Origin of the sequence: Candidatus Sodalis sp. SoCistrobi (genome assembly GCF_900143145.1) — a bacterium.
Lineage (GTDB): Bacteria > Pseudomonadota > Gammaproteobacteria > Enterobacterales > Enterobacteriaceae > SoCistrobi.
The window spans coordinates 21727-46029 of the sequence record NZ_FRDB01000003.1 but is presented as its reverse complement, the minus strand read 5'-3'; the positions used below and the strand labels follow the sequence as shown (position 1 = coordinate 46029).

Sequence of the window (24303 nt, the reverse complement as noted above, 5' to 3'; positions counted from 1 at the left end):
TCGGTAATGCCTTCAAATAGTTGACTTTTGTGATATTCTGCCTCTATTTGAGGTTTCCACGTGGTTACAGTTTCTGTTCATTGTCCTCGCTGCCATTCAGATGAAATTTATCGACATGGCCTTAGTCCAACTAAGCGCGAACGCTTCCGGTGTCAGTGCTGTCACCGTGTATTCCAGCTTACCTACCGCTATGAAGCGCGAAAGCCGGGAGTTAAAGAGCAGATCGTTGATATGGCCTTCAACGGTGCCGGTGTTCGCGATACCGCTAGAACGTTGAAAATCGGCATCAACACGGTCATCCGGGCTTTAAAAAGCTCTCGCCCCGCCGGATAACGTCTTCTCCCGTTGCTCACGCCGATGTCGCCCTTATCTGTGAACTTGATGAGCAATGGAGCTTCGTTGGCAGTAAGGCGCTACAGCACTGGCTCTGGTACGCTTACAATACCAAAACGGGCGGCGTTATAGCCTACACTTTTGGCCCCCGAACCGATGAGACCTGCCGTGAATTGCTGGCTCTGTTGACGCCGTTCAACATCGGCATGATTACCAGTGACAACTGGGGCAGCTATGCAAGAGAGGTGCCGAAGCAGAAACATCTGACTGGCAAGATCTTCACGCAACGTATAGAGCGCAATAACCTGACGCTCCGTACCCGCATTAAACGCATAGGTATCTACACATCAGGGAGGAGGCTTAAGAGCAACTCTCGCTAAATGAGTAAGTTCTTCCAGACTATATTCCGATAATAATTTTAGTGTATTCAACAAGATGGATAGGCCAGCGAGCAGAGCAGGAGCGCTCTCTCTGCGGCCTCGCTTTTGCTGTCGTCCTGACAAGCGACATATCAGCTGGCGGGCTGCCGCATTTTCTTCTCCTTCAGCGCGTTGCAGCCGCCATACCAGAACAGCAGCCATACTGGCTATTAACAACCTGCGTAGTACGGCTGGCGCGCTGCGCTGAAGCCATGTTTCTACGTCATGTCCGGCACCTTTCAGCAACTTAAAAAATGATTCAATATTCCAGCGCCAGTAATACCAACGAGCTACTTCCTCGCAGGTGATCTCGCTGCAAACGTTTGTAAGCAGCGTCCAGCGTCCCACCACATTACCGAGATCATCCGTAAGCCGAACAACAACCAATCTGACCGTCAGAGGCTCTCCAGGTTGGATTTTTATGCGGCGGCCGGTTTCTTTATCTTTACGCTTCTGCTGCGCAGCTCGGGTTATGACTATCGAGGTTTCACTGATTTCCATATCAGCTTTTTTCCCTTTCCAGTCTACCTGTCCGCATCCGTTGTATGGCAGAAGAGCAGCAATCTCACCAATTTTCAATGAATTACCTTGCCACTCTGCACCATGTCCTTCTTTTCCTCGGATAAGCCAGCATATTCCTTGAGTACTCAACGTCCGCATATGTCCAATAGAGTCACCCTCTCTATCAATTATATGAATCAGCTTTTTACCTATATTAAGCGATTCCACACGGGCAATATCGGTCGTCAAGGCGTCCATATGTGTCTGCCGTTCGGACAGTCCTTCCGCCAACGTTGAATGACAACCGGTTGCATCGGTAAGTGTCTGAGATAGAGGCGCTATTGGCAAACCCGTGCCAGCATCAACCAGCAAGCTGCTTTGAAGTTCATATCCAACATCGCCACCGTGCGTCATTTTTAAGCGTCCGTATTTGGCATGATGGTAAAGAAATTGTAAACGTGACCAATCATGAACAACGAGAGCGTATGGATGCGGGCTAAGCGAAATTTGCTCAAGTGCTAGCGAAATAATTGGCTCATTGAGTTGACTGAAGCTAATTCGCTTATTATTCAGAAAACGCCAGACAGCTTGGGTAGTTGCGAAAGTTGATTTTTGAGCACTTGCGAGGTCTTTAACCGCAGAAGCAAGAAGAGCCGCGGGCGTCATATGCTGTTTAACCAGCGTCTGATATCGGCGGGTAAGGCGAGAGTCAATCCCGCCAACAGATAGGTTGAAATCATTCTGCAAAGTAATAACAGGTATCACGATAAATGTGTAGATACCTATGCTTCAGGGGCCAGGCTTTCATTGGTCGTTAGCAGATTAAAACTAGGTTTAAAATGAATAAAAACAATAAATTAAGACTAACATGGATTAGTTTCTTCTCCTATGGTCTCACGGGCGCGTTGGTTATCGTCACCGGCGTGGTGCTGGGTAACATCGCCGACTACTTCCAGTTACCCGTTTCACGTATGAGTAATACCTTCACGTTCCTTAACTCCGGCATTTTAGCGGCGATTTTCCTCAATGCCTGGCTGATGGAAATTATCCCGCTGAAACGGCAGTTAATGTTCGGTTTTCTGCTGATGGTGCTGGCGGTGTTGGGGTTAATGAGCGGCCATAATCTGACGATATTCTCCCTGTCGATGTTTGTCCTAGGGGTGGTTAGCGGCATCACGATGTCCATCGGCACCTATCTGATCACCCATCTGTATGCGGGGCGGCAGCGCGGCTCGCGCCTGTTGTTTACCGACTCGTTCTTCAGTATGGCCGGTATGCTATTCCCCATGCTGGCCGGCGTGCTGCTAGCGCGCCATATTACCTGGTACTGGGTGTATGCCTGTATTGGCGGGGTGTATGTGGTGATTTTTGTTCTTACTCTGCTGTCCGATTTTCCGGTGCTGAAAGCGCGCGACGCCGACGCCACGGGTCAGCAGACGCCGCAAACACGCGAGTCCTGGGGTCCGGGCGTGGCGCTGCTGGCGCTGGCTGCGCTCTGTTATATTTTGGGCCAGCTCGGTTTTATCTCCTGGGTGCCGGAATATGCGACGTCGCGTTTCAATATGGATATTCAACAGGCCGGCGGCCTGGTAGGCAACTTTTGGACCGCTTATATGGTAGGGATGTGGGTTTTTAGCGCCCTACTGCGCTTCTTCGATTTGCAGCGTATCGTGACGGTGCTTGCGGCGCTGTCGGCGGCTTTCATGTATGGGTTTATCCACGCCGGCGATCCCGCTCTGTTGCCCTGGTGTTTACTGGCGCTGGGCTTTGTTTCCAGCGCGATTTATACCACGATCATTACGCTGGGCTCGCAGCAGACCCAGGTAACGTCGCCCAAGCTTATCAATTTTATCCTGACCTGTGGCACCATCGGCACCATGTTGACGTTTGTCGTTACCGGTCCTATTGTGGCCCGCTTCGGCGTTAGCGCGGCGCTGCAAACCGCCAACCTGTTGTATGCGGCGGTGTTTGTCCTGTGCTTGCTGCTGGGTTTTGTCAGTCGTCACCGTATCCATAGCCATAGCCAGGCGATCGGCTGATCGTCTAGGCCGGCTTGTTCCCCAAGCCGGCCTCTTCCCCCTTCTCCCCGCTAACGACAAACTGCCGGCCAGGGTGCGGGTTCTCCTGTCACGCCGACCGTGCCCGTGAGCCATCGCCGGGCGGCGCGGCGTTAATACAACTCAACATCAACTATTTGTTCACTCACCTTCATCATGTCATAGTGGTTTCGCGCGCCTTAGAGGGTGGATAGTCTGACTCGCAATCGTTTGCGCAGTTAGCTCTGCTTCCGGCCGCCGCCGGGAAGCTCGTCCAGATGCCGCGTGCGCCGTCAGCCGTCGCGGGGTCCACGATGTCCCCGCGCGCACACACGTTTACCCTTTCCCTGTCTATAAGGATTTTGTGACCATGACCGGAGCTTCCCCTGCCGTTTCTCGCGCCCCGTTGTTATTGGCGGCGCTGATTGGAGCCAATCTGTTCAGCTGGACCTGGGCGCTGTTGGCTTTCGGACAGAATAGCGCCCTCATCGCCGCCAGCCTGCTCGCCTGGAGCTACGGCCTGCGCCATGCGGTCGATGCCGACCATATCGCCGCTATCGACACCGTGACCCGCCAATTGATGCAGCAGGGCCAGCGCCCGACGGGAGTAGGCGCATTTTTTTCCCTGGGGCATTCTACAATCGTCATTCTGGCCACCTTCGCTATCGCGCTAACGGCCTCCGCCTTTCGGGCCCATATGGGCTGGCTGCATACCTACGGCGGTCTGATAGGATCCGCCGTTTCCAGCGGTTTTTTGCTGCTGATGGCGCTGAGCAATCTCCTTATTCTTAAAGGCATATGGCGCCGGTTCCGCCGGCTCAAGCAGGGAAACGGCGCGGCGCCCGAGGAGCCGCTGGGGGGCGGGCTGATGTACCGCCTGTTTGGCGCATTGATCCGGTTAACGCGCAAAAGCTGGCATATGTACTTGGTGGGTTTTTTATTCGGGCTGGGGTTTGATACCGCGACCGAGGTGGGTCTATTGGGCTTGTCCGCCGCCGGTGCATCGGCGGGTATCGCTATCTGGTCGATAATGATCTTCCCGGCGCTGTTTGCCAGCGGCATGGCGCTGGTGGACACCCTGGATAATCTGATGATGATTAACGCCTATGGTTGGGCGCTGAATAAGCCGCAACGCAGGCTTTATTACAATATGACCGTCACTGCTACCTCGGTGCTGGTGGCGCTGTTCATCGGCGGACTCGAGGCGGCAGGGCTGCTGGCGGAAAAGTTTGATCTGCAGGGCGCCCCCTGGCGGCTGGTCGCCTCACTTAATGATCAGTTGGGCAACGCCGGTTTTGTGGTGATTGGACTGTTTGCCGTGTGCTGGGGAATATCGGTGCTTAATTACCGCTGGCGGCGCTACGATCAGTTGCCTATCTGACAAAACCGCACACCCGGATTGGCGCGTTGAATTTCGCATCAGCACAGAGAGACCACGATTGGCACCGTCGCGCCTGAAGGCGCGCGAAGCCCGGCGATGGCGCCGTCAACCCCGGGTGCCCGGCGCGGGCGATAATCTTGCCCGGCGATGGCGCCTTCAGCCCCGGGCGCCCAGCATGGCCGGTATTCTTGCCCGACGATGGCGCCGTCAACCCCGGGCGCCCAGTATGGCCGGTATTCTTACCCAACGCGGAGACCTTGCAGGCCAGACGCCCTGCCGCATCCGCTGTGGTCGTCTTTAGCGCCGACCGGCGCGCCAGCGCGGGTGTAGCGTCTCGTTGTAGCGATGAATGTCGTCGCGCGTCAAACCGATGTCCCGCAGTTGATCGTTACTGAGGCCGAGTAAGATACGTTTGTCGCGCCGGTAAAGCCGCCAGCGGCGAAGCCGCGCCCAGAGACGGCGCACAAAGCCTGACCGACCCACAGCGGCCGGGCAAACGGCGGGGTCAGATTGCGCCATAAGTAAGGCGGTAGAGTATTCCGGTGGCGTTTTCATCATAGCTCCTGTGGCTGAGGGACAGGGCTATGATGGAAGATTGCCTCAATACGGTACAGATTCAGAAAGGCACTATTTTAAGCATACAGATTGAGATTATTTCATCTATAATGGTATTCTTAAGTACGATCTGTACCGGTTTTTCCGCTGACACGGCCATCTGTATGAGGCAACTATGACCCGCTACCATCATCTGGCCGACATCATCGGCGAACGCATTGAACAAGGGCTGTACAACCGCGGCCAGCGCCTGCCCTCGGTGCGCGCGCTGAGCGTGGAACATGGCGTAAGCATCAGCACCGTACAGCAGGCCTATCGCGTGCTCGAACACCGCCAGTTGATTACCGCCCGCCCCAAATCCGGCTATTTCGTCTGTCAGCAGCACGGACTGCCGGCACTGCCGGAAATGTGCCGGCCCGCGCAGCGACCGGTGGAGATTTCGCAATGGGACCTGGTGCTGCAACTGACCCGCACCCGCAGCGCCCGCGACGTCATTCATTTAGGGCCCGGCGTACCTGACGTTACCGCCACCACCCTGAAACCGCTGCGAACCCTGATGAGTCGCGTGGCGCTGCACCCGGACCTGCGCAGCATGCATTATGATGAACTGAGCGGCTCCGCGCCGCTGCGCGAGCAGATCGCGCGGCTGATTATAGACAGCGGCAGCCACGTAGCGCCGGAAGGGATCATCATCACCACCGGCTGTCACGAAGCGTTGTCTATCGCCATTCATGCGCTATGCCGGCCGGGGGATATTGTGGCGGTAGACTCACCCAGCTTTCACGGCGTCACGCAAATCCTGAAGGGTTTCGGCATGAAAGCGCTGGAAATCCCTACCGATCCCCTGACCGGTATCAGTCTGGAGGCGCTGGAACTGGCCCTCGAACAGTGGCCAATCAAAGCTATCCAACTGACGCCCAACTGCAATAATCCGCTGGGCTATATCATGCCGGACGCCCACAAGGTGGCGTTATTGACGCTGGCGCAACGTTACGATACGCCGATCATTGAAGACGATGTTTATGCCGATCTGGCCTATCACTACCCCCGGCCGCGGACGATAAAATCCTTTGACGAAGATGGCCGGGTGCTGCTGTGCAGTTCATTTTCCAAAACGCTGGCGCCGGGATTGCGTATCGGCTGGATCGAGCCAGGGCGCTATATGGAGCAGGTACTGCACATGAAATATATCGGCACCGGCGCCACCGCCACGCAGCCGCAGCTGGCCATCGCCGAATTTCTGCGTCAGGGGCACTACCTCAAGCACGTGAGCCGGATGCGCGCCCGCTATCAGCTTAATCGCGACATTATGACGGAGTGGGTGCAGCGGTATTTTCCGGCAGGAACCCGGATAAGCCGACCGCAGGGGGGATTTCTGCTGTGGATAGAGTTGCCGCCGGCGTTTGATACCGTGCGGCTGAACCGTCAATTGGAAAACAAGGGCGTACAGGTGGCGGTGGGACCGATTTTCTCCGCCTCCGGGAAATACCGCCACTGCCTGCGCCTCAATTATGCCAACCGCATGACACCGGCTATCGAGGCCGCGGTAAAATGCATCGGCGAAACGGTGGCACAGCAGCTGGAGGCCTGCGCCAAGCTGAACCCGGCGGCGGAAACGGCGCAGGACGAGCAGTAACACCCCACCGCTCAGCGGAAATCCACACTCTCCGGCTGCGTTAAATACAGTCGCGATGGCGATGACGGGGTTTCCGCGATCACCTGCCCGTGACGGATAACGTAGCGCGGCGGCGTCTGGCGCCTTATGGCGTCGAAACCGTTTTCCGCCGGCAGGATCAGTAAATTGGCCCGATAGCCGCATTTGATGCCGTAATCGCTCAGGTTGAGCGTTCGCGCGCTATTAGTGGTAATCAGGTTCAACCCTTTATTGATCTGCTCATATCCCATCAGCTGGCATACGTGCAGGCCCATATGCAGCACCTGCAACATATTGCCGGTGCCGAGAGGGTACCAGGGGTCAAACACATCATCATGGCCGAAGCAAACATTTATCCCTTGCGCCAGCATTTCTTTCACCCGGGTGACGCCGCGGCGCTTGGGATAATCATCAAAACGGCCCTGCAAATGAATATTCACCAGCGGATTGGCGACGAAATTGATGCCTGAGAGTTTCAGCAGGCGGAACAGCCGCGCGGTATAGGCGCCGTTATAGGAATGCATGGCGGTGGTATGACTGGCGGTGACCCTGCCGCCCAGCCGGGCCTCCAGCGCCAGCGTCGCCACGGTTTCCACAAAGCGCGATTGTTCGTCATCGATCTCGTCGCAGTGGACGTCCACCAGCTTGTCGTACTTTTGCGCCAGCGCAAAGGCTTTATGCAACGACGCGATGCCATACTCGCGGGTAAATTCATAATGAGGAATGGCGCCGACCACATCGGCACCCAGCCGCAACGCTTCCTCTAACAAGGCTTCGCCGTCTGGAAAAGACAGGATCCCTTCCTGGGGAAACGCCACCAACTGCAAATCCACCCACGGCGCCGCTTCCTGCTTGACTTCCAGCAGCGCTTTCAGCGCCGTCAGTGAGGGGTCGGAGACATCCACGTGGCTGCGTACGTGCTGAATACCGTTGGCGATCTGCCATTTCAGCGTCTGCCAGGCGCGGGTTTTGACGTCTTCATGGGTCAGGGTCGTTTTGCGCTCGGCCCAACGGGCAATGCCCTCAAACAGCGTACCGGACTCGTTCCAGCGCGGGTCACCGGCGGTCTGCGTGGTATCCAGATGGATGTGGGGTTCGACAAACGGCAGTATCGCCAATCCGCCCTCGGCATTAAGGACGCCTTCGCCGTCCTGCTGACCGTGATTTTGCGGCGCCAGACGGCGGATGACTCCCTGCTCGAGGGTGATTTGCCATAAACCTTCACGCCAGGGCAGCCGGACGTGACTGATGGTATGCAGCAGGGGATTCGGCACAGGTTACCTCGCTTTTATCAGGGGCCTGCATGATAGATAGCGTAACCGCGGCAGAATAACAACCGCATATAATTCATTACCTTTGCCGGGAGTCGCGGAAAAAGCGTGGTGACGCGAAGCGCGGCCCGGCCTATCAAGATCAGGCCCGGCACGCGTAGGGTATAAATGACTCAGGGTTTGGCGACAAAGCCGACGGCTTCATAGACCTTGGCCAAGGTTACGCTGGCTTGAGCGCGGGCTTTTTCCGCCCCGTCCCGTAACACTTGATTCAAATAAGCTTCGTCGGCGCGCAGGGCGTAGTAACGAGCCTGCAACGCGGTCAGCATTTCCGACACCGCATCGGCCACGGCGGATTTCAGATGGCCGTACATTTTGCCGGCAAACGCCTGTTCCAGCTCCGCCACCGGCGTACCGGTCACGCAGGACAAAATATCCAGCAGGTTGGAGACGCCGGGTTTCGCCATCGGATCATAGCGCACCACCGGCGGTTCGTCGGAGTCGGTTACCCCGCGTTTGAGCTTCTTAACCACGGATTTGGGATCTTCGAGCAGGGTGATGACGTTATTACGGTTATCATCGGATTTCGACATCTTTTTTGTCGGATCCAGCAGCGACATCACGCGCGCGCCGGATTTGGGAATAAACGGTTCAGGAATGGTGAAGATCTCGCCATACAGCGCGTTAAACCGTTTGGCGATATCGCGGCTCAGCTCCAAATGCTGTTTCTGATCTTCCCCGACCGGCACCTGGTTGGTCTGATAAAGCAGAATATCTGCCGCCATCAGCACCGGATAATCAAACAGCCCGGCATTGATATTTTCGGCGTAACGGGCCGATTTATCCTTGAACTGGGTCATCCGGCTCAGCTCACCGAAATAGGTATAGCAGTTCAGCAACCAGCCCAGTTGGCTATGCTCCGGCACATGGGACTGAATGAAAACCGTACTTTTAGCCGGATCGATACCGCTGGCCAGATACAGCGCCAGAACGTCCAGCGTTGCCTTACGCAGCTGCTGGGCATCCTGACGGGCGGTGATGGCATGCAGGTCGACGATGCAATAAATACAGTCATACTCATCCTGCATGCTGACCCACTGACGCAGCGCACCCATATAGTTGCCAATGGTCAGTTCCCCTGACGGCTGCGCGCCGCTGAATACGATGGGCTTACTCATTTTAAACGGTCCTGATTAACGAAAGGTGGCAGCCCGAGCACGGGCAAAAGATCGGCAAAACGGTCCAGAACGTAATCCGGGTGGCTCAGCGTGATCGCTTCACCATAGTTATAGCCATAGGTCATGCCGGCGCTTGGGCAACCGGCGGCTTTGGCCGCGAGGATATCATTGCGCGAATCGCCGACGAACAGCAGCTCACGGGCATAAAGCCCCAAATGTCCGAGCACCAAATACAGCGGCGCGGGATGCGGCTTTTTGGCCGTCACATCATCGCCGCCGATAATCAGCGCAAAATGGCGCTCGATGCCGAGCGAGGCCAGCAACGGTGCGACAAAGGGGGTGGGCTTATTGGTCACCACCGCCATCGGCAGCCCCCGAAGCGCCAACTGCGCCAACGTCTGTGCGACCTCGGGAAACAGCGAACTGCCCGCTGCCACCGTCGCGGCATAATGTTCATCGAAGCGCAGACGGGTGGCGCGTTGTAACGCGGCATCCGGCTCGGCATCGGTAGCCCAGCGCAGCGCGCGCGCCACCAGCACATCGGCGCCGTTGCCGATCCAGGTGGCAATGCGCGCCAGACCGGCCTGGGGCAGTCCCTGCTCTGACAGCGTCCGATCAAGCGCGGCCGTTAAGCCGGGGGCGCTGTCGGTCAACGTGCCGTCAAGATCGAATGCGATACCGCGGATAGGCTGTTCTTCACGCATTCCCCGCCGCTCCCGCTAATGCCTGACGCATGGCGTCGATAACGGTTCGGTAGTCCGGCTGGCTGAATATGGCGGAGCCGGCGACGAACATATCGGCGCCCGCAGCGGCGATAGCGCCGATGTTATCCACTTTAACGCCGCCGTCCACCTCAAGCCTGATATCCCTGCCGCTGCGATCGATAATCTGACGCGCCTGGCGCAATTTATCCAGGGTCGAGGGCAGGAAAGACTGGCCGCCAAAGCCGGGATTGACCGACATCAGCAAAATGACATCAAGCTTATCCAGCACATACTCAAGGCAGCTCAGCGGCGTGGCGGGATTAAAGACCAGCCCGGCTTTGCAGCCGTGCTTCTTGATGAGCTGCAGTGAGCGGTCAACATGCTCCGACGCCTGCGGGTGGAAGGTAATGTAACTGGCGCCGGCGGCGGCGAAATCCGGCATCAGGCGATCGACCGGCTTGACCATCAAATGCACATCAATGGGGGCGGTAATGCCATAGTTACGCAGCGCTTTAAGCACCATCGGCCCCATGGTGAGATTCGGAACATAATGATTATCCATCACATCAAAATGCACCACGTCCGCCCCGGCGGCTAACACCCGGGCGGTATCTTCACCCAGGCGGGCAAAATCCGCGGAAAGGATGGAAGGGGCGATTAAAAAGTTTTTCATCCGGTCTCCCGTCAGTTACGGTCAGTCTGCGGCGGGACGGCCCCGCTCAGAGATATAACGCCAGCAGTTCACTTACGCTGCTGCGCCCGAAGATATTGCTGCTGATGGTGCGGCGCGCCGTGACATGATGCAGCACCGCATCGCCATACCATTGCCGTGTCAGCGCGGTATCGTGATTGGAAATCAGCACCGGTACCCGGCTTTCGCGAGCCAGCTGGCTGGCGAGGCGCGCCAGGTTCTGCTGTTCGGTCAAACTAAAGCTGTTGGTATGGTATGCCGTAAAGTTTGCGGTGGTCGAAAGCGGCACATAGGGCGGATCACAATATACCACCGAACCCGGTACGGCGCGGGATAGCGTTTGTTGGTAGTGCTCACAGACAAACACCGCCCGGCTGGCCTTCTCGGCAAACCGGTAAAGTTCTAACTCTGGAAAATACGGCTTTTTATAGCGGCCGAAAGGAACGTTGAACTCACCGCTCAGGTTATATCGGCACAGGCCGTTGTAGCAATGCCGGTTGAGATAAAGAAACAGTACCGCGCGCCGATGGGCGTCCGTGCAGAGATTAAACTCGCTGCGCAGCAGGTAATACACCTCAGAGATGTTGGCGTCAGCGGCAAATAATGCCCGGGCGTCGCGGATAAAGTCGTTCGGGCGCTCTTTAACGATATTGAACAGATTGATGAGATCACTGTTGATATCGGCGAGGATGTATCGATCGTAATCGGTATTGAGAAACACCGAACCGGCGCCGACAAAAGGCTCTATCAAACAATCACCCGCCGGCAGGTGACGGCGAATAACCTCAATTAGCGGATACTTGCCGCCGGCCCATTTTAAAAACGCGCGGTTCTTCTTCATGCCTTCGCTACTTACTCACACTCTTCAGAGCCGCGGATTGTACCCTGTTTACCATAGCGCTACAGCGCTATCTTCAGGAACGCTTAATTAATTTTGGTCCTTTTTAACCTGACCGATTTGTCGCGCCCAGGGTTTTTTGGCCTGCACATCGGCAGGCAGTTGCGCCACCGCGTTTTTCGCCTGCGACAGCGAAGGATAAACCCCATTCACCAGCACATACCAGGGCTTGCCGTCACGGCGGGTCTGATAAACCCAGTAGTGGCTCAGTTGCTGTTGGCGCGCATAGGCGTTAAGCGTCGCCGGCTGCGAAGCGCTGCTTAACTGCAGCGTGTAATAACCGGCGGGCGCAGATTGAATCGAACCCGCGGCGGCGCCACTGGACGCGGAAGACGCGGATGGCGCGGCGGCGCGAGAGCTGGCGGCCGCTTTCGGCGCGCTGGCGGTCTGGCGGCCGGCGCTGGGCACCATTGGCGTTTGTTTCGGCTCGCGGCGGACGGCGGCGGGCGCCTTCACCGGCGCGGTCGACGGCGCTTTGTGTTGCGCGCCGCCGCGGCTGCCCGGCGTCAGGGTGGCGGCCGCAGTGGGCAGAGTCGAAACCGGCCCCTGACCGTTCATTTGTGCGGCCACGCCGTTAACCTGGCTCCCCTGTTGCGACAAGGCATCGGCCATGTTGCCCGGTAATTCCACGCGTTGCTGCCCGCTCGGCGTGATCACCGGCGCGGCTTGCGTCGGCGTAGAGGCAATCTGCGGCGCGCTCAGCTCTTGCGGGGCCGACGCGCCGTTACTGCCGTTGACCGCCGCCGGCGCGCCGTTCTGTGCATTGTTTGCCGCCGGCGCGGCAGCGCCAGGCGAAGACGCACCGGCGTCAGCGCCGGAAGTCGAACCGGAGAGATCGATATTACGCTGACCGTTATTGTTCGCTCCCTGGCGATCTGAATCGGTGCGGGACGGTGATTTCAGCGCTGAACCGATGCTTATTACCAGCAACAACAGCACTAAAATGCCGATACCTATCATTAAATGCTGTCTGGATACCGGCACCTTCGGCACGGTAGGACCTTTCCGCTGGCGGGGGGGACGGCGATCGCTGCTATCGGGTCTCAGTTCGTCTTCCGACTTGAACTCATCCATATAAAACTCTCCGACTGAGAGGGGTTTTTCCCGCGCCAGAGCACGGGAAGGGTTTATCACAATAAACCGGCCTCGCCGACGCGCCCAAGCGCGCGGCCGGCCGGCTCAGGCCTGGCAATCCTTAATAGATGCCACCACCATATCATCAGCCACGCCGGTGCGCACTTGTGCATTGCCCAGCGTCACCGGCAGCACCAAACGCAGCCGGCCGGCGATGACTTTTTTATCGCGCATCATATGCGGCAGGTAATCTTCCGGCGCCATTTCCGCCGGGCCGCTCACCGGCAGGCCGGCCCGCTGCAGCAGCGCACTGACCCGTTGGGCATCGGCATCACTAAATTGACCAAGCCGACGCGCGGTGCGCACCGCCATCATCATGCCGGCGGCCACGGCTTCGCCATGCAGCCAGTTGCCATAGCCCATATGGGTTTCGATAGCGTGGCCGTAGGTGTGGCCGAGATTCAGCAGCGCACGCTGGCCCTGCTCGCGTTCATCGGCGGCCACGACGTCCGCTTTCAGCTCGCAGCAGCGGCGGATACAATAGGCCAGCGCCTGCGGCTCCAATGCCAGCAGTGCTTCAAGATTGACCTCAAGCCAGGCAAAAAACGCCGCATCAAGAATAATACCGTACTTGATGACTTCCGCCAGGCCCGAGGAGAGTTCCCGCTGCGGCAGCGTATTGAGGCAGTCCAAATCTATAACTACCGACGCCGGCTGATAGAAGGCGCCGATCATGTTCTTGCCGAGAGGATGATTGACTGCGGTCTTACCGCCCACAGACGAGTCGACCTGCGAGAGTAACGTGGTGGGTACCTGGATAAAACGCACGCCGCGCTGATAACTGGCGGCGGCGAAGCCGGCCAGATCGCCGATGACGCCGCCACCGAGCGCGATAATGGTAGTATCGCGGCCGTGGGGTTTGGCCAGCAGCGCGGTGAAAACCTGATCCAGCACCGTCAACGATTTGTTCTGTTCACCGTCGGGCAACACGACCCTATCGACCTTGACGCCGGCCTGGGTCAGCCGCTGGCACAGAGGTTCCAGATACAAAGGCGCGAGGCGGTCGTTGGTGACCAGCATGGCGCTATCGCCTCGCGTCAACGGCCAGAAAGACGCCGGATCATTGAATAATCCGGCGGCAATGGTAATCGGGTAGCTGCGCTCCCCTAATGTAACGGTAATCCTCTCCATGGGACGCTCAATGACCTTTTCGGCATCTCGTTAATTCAGATTAGCTGCTTTCCAGCATATTGATAATTTGGTTAGCAACAACCTTGGCGCTTTGTTCGTCGGTACGGATAGTGACGTCCGCTATTTCTTCATACAGCGGGTTACGCTCGCGAGCCAGCGCTTCAAGAACCTCGCGCGGCGGAGCTTCGACTTGCAACAGCGGGCGTTTCTTATCACGCTGCGTGCGGGCGAGCTGTTTTTCAATGGTGGTTTCGAGATAAACAACCACACCGCGGGCGGAGAGGCGGTTGCGTGTTTCGCGCGATTTCACGGAGCCACCGCCGGTAGCCAGCACAATCCCCTGCTTTTCGGTCAGTTCGTTGATGACTTTTTCTTCTCGATCGCGGAAGCCGTCTTCGCCTTCCACGTCAAATACCCAGCCTACATCAGCCCCGGTGCGTCGCTCAATCTCTTGATCAGAATCGAAAAACTCCATATTAAGTTGTTGAGCCAACTGACGACCAATAGTGCTTTTGCCGGCACCCATAGGCCCAACCAGAAAGATATTGCGTTTCTCTGCCATGTTTTTCGGTATTACTAAGATTATTCGTTAATGACAACCCGCCCCGCCAATCAAATTAGCGGCGGGACCTAAACTGAAACCTCATGAGCGTTAGTGCGAGAATCAGGCGAAAATTATCTCAACACTCCGGGTAGTTTGGCAACCGATTAAATCGATGCCCACACCGCAAGCAGGATCCCCGGTATCACCACCGGTAGGACATTTGACGCAAAATCAGCGTTGCTCAATGGGTTACCCTTGTAAGCGAAATCGCCGACAGCGTCAAATTGATAACGAAAAAAACGCATAAATTGTTGCCGCGTCCCCGCTTTTGTCCAATGCAAGGGCCGGTAGTCTATCCTGATATGCGAGTGGGCGTAATAAAAATAACTAATTCATGTTGTTTATAATTAGCTCGTTGGCGCTTAAATAACGCCCCTACCAGCGGGATATCGGCCAACAGCGGTACCCGATCGTGACTTCGCTGCTTCTGATGCTGGAATATGCCGCCGAGCACGATGGTTTCGCCGTCGGCAATCGTTACCTGGGTTTTGATCTCTTCCGTATCGATGGTAACGCTTTGACTGTCTCCTTGCTTGATGACACTGCCCGGCACATTCTGGCTCAGCCGTAAATCCAGCGTGATGCGCCCGTTGCGCAAAATGCGCGGCGTCACCTCCATACACAAAACCGCCTCCTTAAACTGGATAGAAGGGTGCTTGCCGTGCCCGCTGGTCATCGGATAGGGGATTTGCGCCCCCTGCTTGATGCTGGCGGTCTGCTGATGGGCGGTATAAAGGCGCGGACTCGCCAGAATATCCACTTTATTTTCTTGCTCCAGCGCGGTCAGTTCCAGCTCCAGCATCCGGCCGTTCAGGCGTGCCAACGGTAGCCCCATACGCGCCAAATGTCCGCCGACAGGCATTTTAGCGATCGCGCGCGCATCATCTTGCGTACTTTCCGCCGGATAACGCCAATTGACCCCGACTTCGCGCAGGTTTTCCCGGCTGATGGTGACAATATGGGCGGTAATCAGCACCTGCTCCAGCGGGACATCCCAAACGGCGATCCAATCGCCCACGGCGGCTAGCGCGGAGGCGGTATCGCGCAGCACCAGCGAATTGGTGCGCTTATCGAGCCGGACGCTGCCCCGGGATGACAGCAGTGAACTCCGCTTGGCGTCGATGCTGCTTGCCACCTCCGCCGCGTCGGCGTATTGCAGGGTAATCAACCGGTTAACCAGCGGCGCGCCCTCCTCCCGCGCCACCGGTGCCGCAGCCTTTCCCGGCCCCGGGTTATCCGGTGCTTCCTGCAGCGATACCACCAGCGTGCGTCCCTGATGCGTCTGCTGCAGGCCGCCTGCCGTCAGAATCAGTTCAAGCACCTGGCGCCAGGGCATCTCGTGCAGCCTGAGCGTAATCTCGCCCTCAACGCCCGGCGTCACCACCAGGTTCAGCCCGCGCAAAGCGGCCAGCGCCTGCAGTACCTGCCGCACCGGCGCATCATCAGCACGCAGCGATAGCGTGCCCGGTACGGCGCCGCGCCGCAGAGAAAACAGGGAAGACGGCGGCATGTCGGCCGACAAACGCACTTTCGCCATGGCGCTGTCCCGTGGGAACGAGCCGGCGGACGGCGGCCGGAACGGATCCCGCGGTGGCGCACCGTCATTGCCCACAGCCGCCGTGGGCGGATCGTAGGCCGCCGCGGGCAAGTCCTCCACTGTAGCCGCCGACGGATCGTAGGTCACCACCGCGGGCATTCCATCCGCTGCACTTACCGGCGCAACGATTGCCGCCACCGCAGGCAGTCCATCCGCCGCACTTGCCGGCGCAACGATTGCCGCCGCCGGCACGTCATCCGCACAGGCGACTCGCGCAACCCCTGCGGCAGCAAAAACGACAGCCAGCAGCGGCCACAGTCCCAGCGCTGGACATGACCTGGCGTCGAGCCGTCCGGTCCCCGGTTTCGCGCGACATGATCCGTCATGCCCCAGCCGGCCTCTCCCCATTATCGTCCTCCTTTTCGTTTGCGGGCGTTAATCTGAAATCCAGCATCAATCCTTCGGGTGTCGCTTTCAGCGATAGTGCCTGCAGGCCGAGACAGCCCTGCAGCGCCGCAATAGCGCTCAGTAAACGCTCAAGCCCGGCGTAATCCGTAGTGAGCGCGACCGTCCAGCCGCGCCGTCCCCCCTCGTCTCCCGCGGGCGTGACCCGCCAGCGCAGCCCGGCGGGAGGGCCGTGCCCCGGCGGCATGAATAGCGATACAGGATCTTGTGCCAACCGCTGGCAGCGCCACGCTCCCGCGTTGTCGCCGGCGGTTGGCGCAGTTTGCGTTTTGCTGCCGACGGACGTCGGCGCGGCACCGGCTTTTGCGGCGGACGGCGGCGGCCACGTTCCCGCTCCCCCGCGAGATGACCGCGGCGCGGCCCCGGCCTTCTCCGCGTGCAACGGCAGGACGATGTCGCTGTGACCGCCGTGCGTTGGCAGCTGGGCATTGAACGCACGTTGCACCTGCTCCAGGCGCCGCTTTTCCGGCAGCAAGACCCCTGCGCCGCCGGCAACCATAACGGCGACCGTCAACAGCGCATAGCCCAACAGCCATTTTATGATCCGTCGATCGCGCCCTGTTTCCGCCGCCGGCAACGTCATGCTGCATCCTCCACCGGCCAGTCCGCTTCCAAAAAAAATTGCCAGCGTACCGCGTCCCGCTGCCTGACCTCCCGCCAGCGCACATCGGGCAGCAGCGCGTGGCCCGCCAGCCGACGCCGCAGAACCACCACGGGCGAATACCCCTCGCTGCAGCCGCTGATATAGAGCCGGCCGTTGCGCTGCTCGATATGCGTCAGCCACAGCTGCGGCGGCAGCAGCGCCGGCAATTGGCGAAACAGACGCAAATAGCGTTGATTGCCGCTATCCAACCACAGCTGGAAGCGCTCTCGCGCCGTGCTTACCGTTGGCGCGACGCCGGGGGCGGCCGCCCCCGCCAGGGACGCCTCACGGGGCAAGGGCATGTCAGCCAGACTCGTTTCCAGCGCCAGACGCTGCTGGCGCCAATAGACGGCAGGCGCGCCAATAAGCGCCAACATCAGCAGCCACTGCGCCAGCGCCAGCAGCAGCAGGCAGCGGAGACGACGCCGCCGGCGTGTTTGCCGCCAGGGCCACAGGTTCACCTGCTCCACAGCCGCTCTTCTGGCGCCAGCGCCAGCCCGACGGCAATCACCCAGGCCGCCGGCCAGTCGGGAAGCGGCACCGGCCCGCCGTCTGCCGGCCCGCCGCCCGGCCACCAACGCACGTGCGGCGCCGATGGGCGCTCTGATACGGCGCGCAAGGCGTCAAACGGCGACCAGAGTTCACCCCCCTCGGGAACCGTGCCGGGTTCAGTACGGGTAAAATTGCAGGCCGGCGCCGACGCGGTGCTAAAGACAAAGTCCAGCGGCTGCGCCAGCGGTGCGACGTGATAAGCGCCGCTGAAGCACTGATGCACCAGCGGCAAAGCGGGATGACGGCCGCACGCCCGCGCCATGCGGCGTAGCGCGGCGGCGGCGATATCAAGGCGGTGTACAGGCAGACCGGCGGCGCGCAGACAGCGGCGCCACGGGAGCAGCGCCGACAGCCGGGCGCTGACGATCAGCACGCGCTCAGGGTGCGCGGCGTCATGGCACCAGTCCCAGGCCAGCGCCGCCGGCAGACTCGGCAGACGCCGGCGCAGCTGGCTCTCGAGGTACCAGCCGCGGGCGGTTTCACCAAGGCGGCGATCGGGTGCGGGCAGGCGCGTCAGGGTGACCGGTAGCCCGGTCAGGCAAAGCCGCACAGACAAGCGCCGGGGAAGCTGTCGACGCCAGCGGCGCAGCGCCTCGACGGTGCCCGCCATAGGGCAGGGATCGCCCTGTGCATCCCGGGCCATGGGCAAAGGAAATTGCCACCAGCCGCGACAGCGCCATTGGGCGCCATCGCGCGACAACGCCAGCGCGCGCAGCACGTCAGGCGCCATATCCATACCGATCCGCCAGCGGTCAAACGCCATGGTTCCTCCTTCCCTGAGGCCCGGGACTTAAATTACGTATCCAATAGCAAGGCTAACCTTTATACTAGCGCGCGGTTGTTTATAAACTGCCCAAATGACAAAAAATGGGAATTCTCAGGTGAAGTTCGTAAAATATTTATTTATCTTTGCAGTGTGTTGCATTTTTTTGGGAGCCGCATCGATATATGGCATGTACCGCTATATTGCGCCCCAATTGCCCGATGTGGCGACGCTGAAAGACATCCGCCTGCAGACGCCGATGCAGATCTTCTCGGCGGACGGCAAGCTTATCGCGCAGTACGGTGAGAAACGCCGCATCCCGCTCCGGCTCGATCAGATGCCGCCTGAACTGGTGCATGCGTTTGTCGCCACCGAAGACAGCCGCTTTTACGAGCATCACGGCGTGGACCCGGTGGGGATTTTGCGCGCGGCCTCCATCGCCCTGCTGTCCGGCCACGCCTCACAAGGCGCCAGCACCATCACCCAGCAGCTGGCCCGCAATTTCTTTCTGAGCCCGGAACGGACGCTTATTCGTAAAATCAAAGAAGCGTTTCTGGCGGTACGGATTGAGCAATTGCTGACCAAAGATGAAATCCTGGAACTGTATCTGAATAAAATCTACCTGGGTTACCGCGCCTATGGCGTGGGCGCGGCGGCGCAGGTCTACTTCGGTAAGGACGTCAGCCAGCTCACGCTGAGCGAAATGGCGATGATAGCCGGTTTGCCGAAGGCCCCTTCCACCTTCAACCCGCTCTATTCTCCCGAACGGGCGCTGGCGCGGCGCAACACCGTGCTAACGCGTATGCGCGATGAAAATTACATCACCCAGGCGGAATATGAACAGGCGCGCGACGCGGCGCTGGTGGCCCGTTATCACGCGCCGGAAATCGACTTTTCCGCACCCTACGTGTCGGAAATGGTGCGCCAGGATATGCTCAAGCGCTACGGAGAAAATGCCTATACCGACGGCTTCAAGGTGTATACCACTATCACTAAACCGCTGCAGCAGGCGGCGCAGAACGTGGTGCGCAACAACGTGCTGGCTTACGATATGCGCCACGGTTACCGTGGTCCGAGCAGCGTCCTGTGGAAAGTGGGCGAGTCGCCTTGGGACGCGCAGCATATTCGCGACCGGCTGAAAACCCTGCCGGTGTACGGTCCATTGCACGCGGCGGTCATTACCGAAACCGGCGTCGACGGCGCGGTAGCGATGATGGTCGACGGCAGCAACGTAGCGCTATCGCTGGCGGGCATGCGCTGGGCGCGGCCGTTCAGAAGCGACACGCAGCAGGGCCCGACGCCGAAAAAAGTCACCGATGTGGTGCAGGCGGGGCAGCAAGTCTGGGTGCAGCAAACGGAGGACGGCTGGTCGCTTTCCCAGGTCCCGGACGTCAATTCTGCGCTGGTATCGTTGAGTCCGCAGGACGGCGCGGTGAAAGCCCTGGTCGGCGGTTTCGACTTCAATCAGAGCAAATTCAACCGTATCACCCAGGCGCTGCGCCAGGTGGGTTCCAACATCAAGCCGTTCCTGTATACCGCGGCGCTGGATAAAGGGTTGACGCTGGCGACCATTCTTAATGATGCGCCGATTTCCCGCTGGGATGCCGGCGCCGGCTCCGACTGGCGGCCGCGCAACTCGCCGCCGACCTATTCCGGCCCGATTCGCCTGCGCCAGGGCCTGGGGCAGTCGAAAAACGTGGTGATGGTGCGCGCTATGCGCGCCATGGGAGTGGATTACGCCGCGGAATATCTGCAACGTTTCGGCTTCCCGGCGCAGAATATTGTCCACACCGAATCCCTGGCGCTGGGTTCCGCGTCCTTCACGCCGCTGCAGCTGGTGCGGGGCTATGCGGTACTGGCCAACGGCGGTTATCTGGTCGACCCTTACCTCATCACCAAAATCACCGATGAAAACGATCAGGTGCTGTTTACCGCCAGACCCAAAGTGGTGTGCGGCAGCTGTGATTTGCCGGTTATCTATGGTGATACGCCGAAATCGGCGGTGCTGTCGGACGACAGTATGGAAAACGTGGCCGTCTCCCGTCAGGCCGACGAAAACGGCACGGTGCCGATGCCGCGGCTGGAACGGGTTTCACCGGCGCAGGCGGCGGCGGACGGCGAACAGCTGTATGCCCCCCACGTGATTAGCACGCCGCTGTCGTTTTTGATGCGCGACGCTCTTAACAGCAACATCTTCGGCGAACCCGGCTGGATGGGTACCGGCTGGCGTGCCGCCCGCGATTTGAAGCGTCATGATATCGGCGGTAAAACCGGTACCACCAACGACTCCAAAGACGCCTGGTTCTCCGGCTACGGCCCCGGCACGGTCACCACGGTATGGATAGGGTTCGACGATCACCGCCGCAATTTGGGCCGAAGCTCGGCTTCCGGCGCCATCAGCGATCAGATTTCCGGTGCCGAGGGCGGCGCTAAAAGCGCCCAGCCTATCTGGGATGAGTATATGAAGATAGCGCTGGACGGTATCCCAGAAGAGAAACAGGACCCACCGCCGGGCATCGTTACCGTGACTATCGATAAGAGCAGCGGTAAGTTGTCCGACGGCGGCGGCAACAGCCGGCCGGAATACTTTATCGACGGCACCCAGCCGAAAGACCGGGTAGTCCATGAAGTCGGCACGACGCTGATGGACAACGGCCAGCAGCAAGAACTGTTCTGACCGCCCGCCGGGCCGGATGTCTTTGGACCCGGCCCGGGCTCATTATTCTGACGGTGCCCGATTGAGCCAGGCATGGGCGAGAAACAGCGCGCTCACATTGCGCGCCTCGCAAAAATCAGGCTCGTCCAGCAGCGCCAGCATTCGGCTTATCGGCCAGCGCACCAGCGGCAACGGCTCTGGTTCATCTCCCTGCAGCCGCTGTGGATATAACTCCTGCGCCACGACAATGTGCATTTTGCTGGAGAAGTAAGACGGCGCCATACTCAGGCGGCGCAAAAACGTAAAGTGGCGCCCGCCAAAGCCCGCCTCCTCCATCAGCTCGCGGTTGTTCGCTTCCATCACCCCTTCGCCGGGGTCAATAAGTCCTTTCGGAAACCCCAATTCATAATCCTCAATGCCTGCGCCGTATTCGCGGATCAGCAGCAGATGGTCGTCCAGCACCGGTACGATCATCACCGCTTCGCGATGGGAAGGCTTCATGCGCTCATAGACCCGCCGCGCGCCGTTGCTGAACTCAAGATCGACCGACTCCACCGTGAACAGGCGGGACTGGGCAACGGTCGCCACGCGATGTATTTTGGGTTTTTGCAGATTCTTATCCATATCGTTCCCGAGATTGCGCACAGGATGGCCAGGAGAGACGCCCGTCCATCGGGTTGCTCAACATTGTGCGTTAAGAATGGACCAGGCTGCAACTTGTCTGCGCAGCATCACTTTTCACCGCGTCAAGGCGACAATGCGCAATTACGACTCTCGACCCATAAAATAGGAAAATGCTGATATATCCGCAACAGCGGGCTTGTTACTCTCGCCCCAGTATCGGTTATTATGCCTGTTATTCGCCGATGACCTCCTGTGCCCGCCGCAGGCCCATGTCTAGCAGCAGCAGCAGCGACGAGAATCCTTGTAGCGACGGTTAATTTTGGTGTGTTACTTATGAAGTTGTGGGTGGGGTTAGCATGAGCGCAATCGTCACTGTATTGGCTGGCGCGCTTGCCTGTGCGGTGGTTTCCGTTATCGGCTGGCGCTATTATCGCCGGCGCACCCGCCCTGTCTCCGTTAAACGTCTGTCGTTCATCAAACCTTTTCCACGTAAGCTGACCGCGGAAGAGCGCGCGGCCATCGAACACTATTTCCATCATAGCCAGCCGCTGGCGCGCGCGACGCCGCTCAGCGCGCCGGAGCCTGCGGCGGCGGGCGCTTCTCTGACACCGCGCAGCGATAACGTCTATGCCGGTACCCACGCCATCACCCGCTATGGCCTGGCGACCGATGCGCCGCATAAATGGCGCTATTATCTCGACAACATTGAAATTCATTTGCCGTCGCAATGGGAGCAATACATTGCCGAGGAAAACCATGTCGAGCTGATACGGACCGACAGCATGCCGCTGGTGATTTCGCTAAACGGCCATTCGCTGTTGAACGACACGCCGTCCGTGGTGGTGCCGGCGCCGGCGGTGGTGCCGAATTCATCAATGCGCGAGCAGGGCAATGAACAGGTTGAGTTGCTTAAGGTGCGTAAGGAAACGCCGCAAGAGCGCGCCATCAGCCGTCCGTCCGGGCGACGCGAAGCGGCCCTGTGCAGCGCGGCGCTGCTGTTGATACTTCTGAGCCTGCTGGCGCCCATCGTGGCGCAGCCTTGGCTGGCGACACTGGCCGGGTTGCCGGCCGGGCTGGCCGCCTGGCTGCGATTTCGCCCGACGCCGCTGCGCAATCGGCAAGATATTCACTGCCTGCGCGGGATCCCCCGGCGCTGGGGACTGTTCGGCGAGTCCGACCAGGGCAGCATCAGCAATATTTCTCTCGGCAGCCTCGATCTGAGATACCCGGCGCATTGGCAGCCATATATCGCCCGCGATCTGGACCAGAAAACCGATATCGATATTTACCTCTCCAGCCAAGTCGTGCGCCAGGGCCGTTACCTTTCGCTACATGACGAAGTGACTCATTTCCCTTTGCAACGCTGGGGCGGAAATTTGCTGATGCTGTGCAGTTCGCTGCTGATCCTGTCGTTGCTGCTGGCCTACGTACCGCTCTCGCTGCCGCTGAAATTGAGCGTAGCCTGGCTGCAGGGGGCGCAAACGGTGCGTGTCGATAGCGTCGCCGCCTTGAACCAGGCCACGTTGCGCATCGGTGATACCCTATCGGCCCGCGGTACCGGGATGTGTTATGTGCAAAGCGACAACGGCCGAACGCCGTTCTTGCCGTTCGATTGTTCGGCTATTTACTGGAACAACGCCGTCCCGCTGCCAATGCCGGAATCCGATACGGTCGATCGTGCCGAATCGCTGCTGACGGCGGTGAATAATCAATTGCACCCGGCTTTGGACAATGAAAATAAAATCACCCCGGGGTTGGCCTCCGCCATTCAGAAATCCGGCATGATCTTGCTTGATGATTTCAGCGACATTGTACTGAAAACTCAGGAGTTGTGTCAGGATGACGCCGCGCCCTGCCAACGACTGCAGGCGGCGCTGGTGAATCTGGCCAATGGGCGCGACTGGCCGACTATCGTCAAACGCGCCCGCGCCGGATCGTTGAAAGGAATAAATGTGCTGCTGCGGCCGGTTAGTGCCGATACGTTGGAAGCCTTGGTCAACGCCGCAACCTCGTACTACTTTGCCAGCGAGACACGCAACGCCACCAACGCGCTCAACAGCCCGCCGCCGGGCGGATTTTTGATCCGCAGCGATGAAGAAAAACAGCTGGTCCAGACTCCACCCCCCGCCGTAAATTTCAACGATTATACTGGCCTGGCGCAATGGCACGAGCTGCAACGGTTGTCTACACAACTGTTGCATACACCGTTTAACGCCGAGGGCATCATCACCAATATTACCGTCGATGCCAACGGTACCCGCCATATTGCGCTGCATAACGAGCCCGAAAGGGTGTCCCTGTGGCGCAACGTGGGTGCCACGTTGTTGCTGATACTGCTGCTGACGCTTGCCGCACTCAACGCCGTGTTGCTGGTGCGCCGCCTGCATAATGGCCGACGGCGGGCGCGAGATATCCAGCGCTATTATGACAACTGCTTCAGCCACGACGCGATGGGCTTGAGCGGCAACCGCCTTTGGCGTGGTTGATAGCCGTCAATGGCAAACCCGGTTGAGCGGCCCCCGCGTTTGCTGCGGTTGATAGCCGTCAATAGCCCCCCGGTCGAGCGGCAAATA

The 24303-nt window shown here is 59.0% G+C and carries 20 protein-coding genes and 1 pseudogene; 6 read left to right on the top strand and 15 right to left on the bottom strand.

Annotated elements, in window-relative coordinates; translation table 11 throughout:
- Positions 1-60: 60 nt before the first annotated feature.
- A pseudogene (locus CINSTRO3249_RS16145) lies at positions 61-671 on the top strand (IS1 family transposase); the annotation flags it as partial.
- A gap of 9 nt (positions 672-680) precedes the next feature.
- Here CINSTRO3249_RS16145 and CINSTRO3249_RS00660 read toward each other — a convergent pair.
- Positions 681-2018, bottom strand: coding sequence for a flagellar biosynthesis protein FlhF (locus CINSTRO3249_RS00660; RefSeq protein WP_254304267.1), 1338 nt, complete (start codon positions 2016-2018; stop codon positions 681-683).
- 74 nt (positions 2019-2092) lie between these two features.
- Here CINSTRO3249_RS00660 and tsgA point away from each other — a divergent pair, with 74 nt between their 5' ends.
- Positions 2093-3292 carry an MFS transporter TsgA gene (tsgA, locus tag CINSTRO3249_RS00655; RefSeq protein ID WP_074011739.1) on the top strand — a complete coding sequence of 400 codons (1200 nt, stop codon included), beginning with the start codon at positions 2093-2095 and terminating at the stop codon, positions 3290-3292.
- Between the two features lie 367 nt (positions 3293-3659).
- Positions 3660-4670, top strand: a complete 1011-nt coding sequence (locus CINSTRO3249_RS00650; protein ID WP_074011738.1) for a HoxN/HupN/NixA family nickel/cobalt transporter — start codon at positions 3660-3662, stop codon at positions 4668-4670.
- A gap of 297 nt (positions 4671-4967) precedes the next feature.
- Here the strand turns inward: CINSTRO3249_RS00650 and CINSTRO3249_RS00645 are convergent, their stop codons facing one another.
- Entirely contained in the window at positions 4968-5135 is a 168-nt protein-coding gene (locus tag CINSTRO3249_RS00645; RefSeq protein WP_254304266.1) for a YjiS-like domain-containing protein, read from the bottom strand.
- Positions 5136-5400: 265 nt separating this feature from the next.
- On the opposite strand from CINSTRO3249_RS00645, the gene CINSTRO3249_RS00640 reads away from it, so the two are divergent.
- The gene (locus CINSTRO3249_RS00640; protein WP_074011736.1) at positions 5401-6861 is read left to right on the top strand and encodes an aminotransferase-like domain-containing protein; all 1461 of its coding nucleotides are present in this window, start codon (positions 5401-5403) and stop codon (positions 6859-6861) included.
- A gap of 11 nt (positions 6862-6872) precedes the next feature.
- On the opposite strand, the gene CINSTRO3249_RS00635 is transcribed toward CINSTRO3249_RS00640, so the two are convergent.
- The 12 genes from CINSTRO3249_RS00635 to CINSTRO3249_RS00580 all read right to left on the bottom strand — a co-directional run bounded on the left by CINSTRO3249_RS00635 (position 6873) and on the right by CINSTRO3249_RS00580 (position 18450).
- Positions 6873-8153 carry a cytosine deaminase gene (locus CINSTRO3249_RS00635; RefSeq protein ID WP_074011735.1) on the bottom strand — a complete coding sequence of 427 codons (1281 nt, stop codon included), beginning with the start codon at positions 8151-8153 and terminating at the stop codon, positions 6873-6875.
- Positions 8154-8323: 170 nt separating this feature from the next.
- Positions 8324-9328 carry a tryptophan--tRNA ligase gene (trpS, locus tag CINSTRO3249_RS00630; protein WP_074011734.1) on the bottom strand — a complete coding sequence of 335 codons (1005 nt, stop codon included), beginning with the start codon at positions 9326-9328 and terminating at the stop codon, positions 8324-8326.
- Entirely contained in the window at positions 9325-10032 is a 708-nt protein-coding gene (locus CINSTRO3249_RS00625) for a phosphoglycolate phosphatase (RefSeq protein WP_074011733.1), read from the bottom strand. Before CINSTRO3249_RS00625 ends, trpS begins: the two co-directional genes overlap by 4 nt.
- Entirely contained in the window at positions 10025-10705 is a 681-nt protein-coding gene (gene rpe, locus CINSTRO3249_RS00620; RefSeq protein WP_074011732.1) for a ribulose-phosphate 3-epimerase, read from the bottom strand. The genes CINSTRO3249_RS00625 and rpe overlap by 8 nt, the downstream gene beginning before the upstream one ends.
- A 46-nt stretch (positions 10706-10751) precedes the next feature.
- Positions 10752-11564: an adenine-specific DNA-methyltransferase gene (dam, locus tag CINSTRO3249_RS00615; RefSeq protein ID WP_074011731.1), complete on the bottom strand. Its 813-nt coding sequence runs from the start codon at positions 11562-11564 to the stop codon at positions 10752-10754.
- An 87-nt stretch (positions 11565-11651) separates the two neighbouring features.
- Positions 11652-12695 (bottom strand): SPOR domain-containing protein, encoded by a 1044-nt coding sequence (locus tag CINSTRO3249_RS00610; RefSeq protein ID WP_074011730.1) that lies wholly within the window; start codon positions 12693-12695, stop codon positions 11652-11654.
- A 105-nt stretch (positions 12696-12800) separates the two neighbouring features.
- Positions 12801-13886 (bottom strand): 3-dehydroquinate synthase, encoded by a 1086-nt coding sequence (aroB, locus tag CINSTRO3249_RS00605; protein ID WP_074011729.1) that lies wholly within the window; start codon positions 13884-13886, stop codon positions 12801-12803.
- A gap of 40 nt (positions 13887-13926) precedes the next feature.
- Positions 13927-14448 carry a shikimate kinase AroK gene (aroK, locus tag CINSTRO3249_RS00600; RefSeq protein WP_011412117.1) on the bottom strand — a complete coding sequence of 174 codons (522 nt, stop codon included), beginning with the start codon at positions 14446-14448 and terminating at the stop codon, positions 13927-13929.
- Between the two features lie 334 nt (positions 14449-14782).
- A complete protein-coding gene (locus tag CINSTRO3249_RS00595) occupies positions 14783-16279 on the bottom strand; it encodes a secretin N-terminal domain-containing protein (RefSeq protein ID WP_174249709.1) in 1497 nt (498 codons plus the stop codon).
- Positions 16280-16409: 130 nt separating this feature from the next.
- Entirely contained in the window at positions 16410-17075 is a 666-nt protein-coding gene (locus tag CINSTRO3249_RS00590) for a hypothetical protein (protein ID WP_074011728.1), read from the bottom strand.
- The gene (locus CINSTRO3249_RS00585; protein ID WP_125933081.1) at positions 17072-17596 is read right to left on the bottom strand and encodes a PilN domain-containing protein; all 525 of its coding nucleotides are present in this window, start codon (positions 17594-17596) and stop codon (positions 17072-17074) included. The genes CINSTRO3249_RS00590 and CINSTRO3249_RS00585 overlap by 4 nt, the downstream gene beginning before the upstream one ends.
- Complete coding sequence (locus CINSTRO3249_RS00580; protein ID WP_074011726.1) at positions 17593-18450, bottom strand: hypothetical protein; 858 nt, start codon at positions 18448-18450, stop codon at positions 17593-17595. The genes CINSTRO3249_RS00585 and CINSTRO3249_RS00580 overlap by 4 nt, the downstream gene beginning before the upstream one ends.
- Positions 18451-18568: 118 nt before the next feature.
- Here CINSTRO3249_RS00580 and mrcA point away from each other — a divergent pair, with 118 nt between their 5' ends.
- Complete coding sequence (gene mrcA, locus CINSTRO3249_RS00575) at positions 18569-21127, top strand: peptidoglycan glycosyltransferase/peptidoglycan DD-transpeptidase MrcA (protein WP_074011725.1); 2559 nt, start codon at positions 18569-18571, stop codon at positions 21125-21127.
- Between the two features lie 42 nt (positions 21128-21169).
- On the opposite strand, the gene nudE is transcribed toward mrcA, so the two are convergent.
- Positions 21170-21730 carry an ADP compounds hydrolase NudE gene (nudE, locus tag CINSTRO3249_RS00570; protein ID WP_074011744.1) on the bottom strand — a complete coding sequence of 187 codons (561 nt, stop codon included), beginning with the start codon at positions 21728-21730 and terminating at the stop codon, positions 21170-21172.
- A gap of 356 nt (positions 21731-22086) precedes the next feature.
- Between nudE and CINSTRO3249_RS00565 the strand changes: the two genes are divergently transcribed.
- The gene (locus CINSTRO3249_RS00565) at positions 22087-24216 is read left to right on the top strand and encodes an IgaA/UmoB family intracellular growth attenuator (RefSeq protein WP_074011724.1); all 2130 of its coding nucleotides are present in this window, start codon (positions 22087-22089) and stop codon (positions 24214-24216) included.
- Positions 24217-24303: the final 87 nt, after the last annotated feature.

Coding starts and splice junctions, on each gene's coding strand:
- tsgA (WP_074011739.1), top strand. CDS start 2,093: ATGAATAAAAACAATAAATTAAGACTAACATGGATTAGTTTCTTCTCC.
- CINSTRO3249_RS00650 (WP_074011738.1), top strand. CDS start 3,660: ATGACCGGAGCTTCCCCTGCCGTTTCTCGCGCCCCGTTGTTATTGGCG.
- CINSTRO3249_RS00640 (WP_074011736.1), top strand. CDS start 5,401: ATGACCCGCTACCATCATCTGGCCGACATCATCGGCGAACGCATTGAA.
- trpS (WP_074011734.1), bottom strand. CDS start 9,328: ATGAGTAAGCCCATCGTATTCAGCGGCGCGCAGCCGTCAGGGGAACTG.
- CINSTRO3249_RS00625 (WP_074011733.1), bottom strand. CDS start 10,032: ATGCGTGAAGAACAGCCTATCCGCGGTATCGCATTCGATCTTGACGGC.
- rpe (WP_074011732.1), bottom strand. CDS start 10,705: ATGAAAAACTTTTTAATCGCCCCTTCCATCCTTTCCGCGGATTTTGCC.
- dam (WP_074011731.1), bottom strand. CDS start 11,564: ATGAAGAAGAACCGCGCGTTTTTAAAATGGGCCGGCGGCAAGTATCCG.
- CINSTRO3249_RS00610 (WP_074011730.1), bottom strand. CDS start 12,695: ATGGATGAGTTCAAGTCGGAAGACGAACTGAGACCCGATAGCAGCGAT.
- aroB (WP_074011729.1), bottom strand. CDS start 13,886: ATGGAGAGGATTACCGTTACATTAGGGGAGCGCAGCTACCCGATTACC.
- aroK (WP_011412117.1), bottom strand. CDS start 14,448: ATGGCAGAGAAACGCAATATCTTTCTGGTTGGGCCTATGGGTGCCGGC.
- CINSTRO3249_RS00590 (WP_074011728.1), bottom strand. CDS start 17,075: ATGACGTTGCCGGCGGCGGAAACAGGGCGCGATCGACGGATCATAAAA.
- CINSTRO3249_RS00580 (WP_074011726.1), bottom strand. CDS start 18,450: ATGGCGTTTGACCGCTGGCGGATCGGTATGGATATGGCGCCTGACGTG.
- nudE (WP_074011744.1), bottom strand. CDS start 21,730: ATGGATAAGAATCTGCAAAAACCCAAAATACATCGCGTGGCGACCGTT.
- CINSTRO3249_RS00565 (WP_074011724.1), top strand. CDS start 22,087: ATGAGCGCAATCGTCACTGTATTGGCTGGCGCGCTTGCCTGTGCGGTG.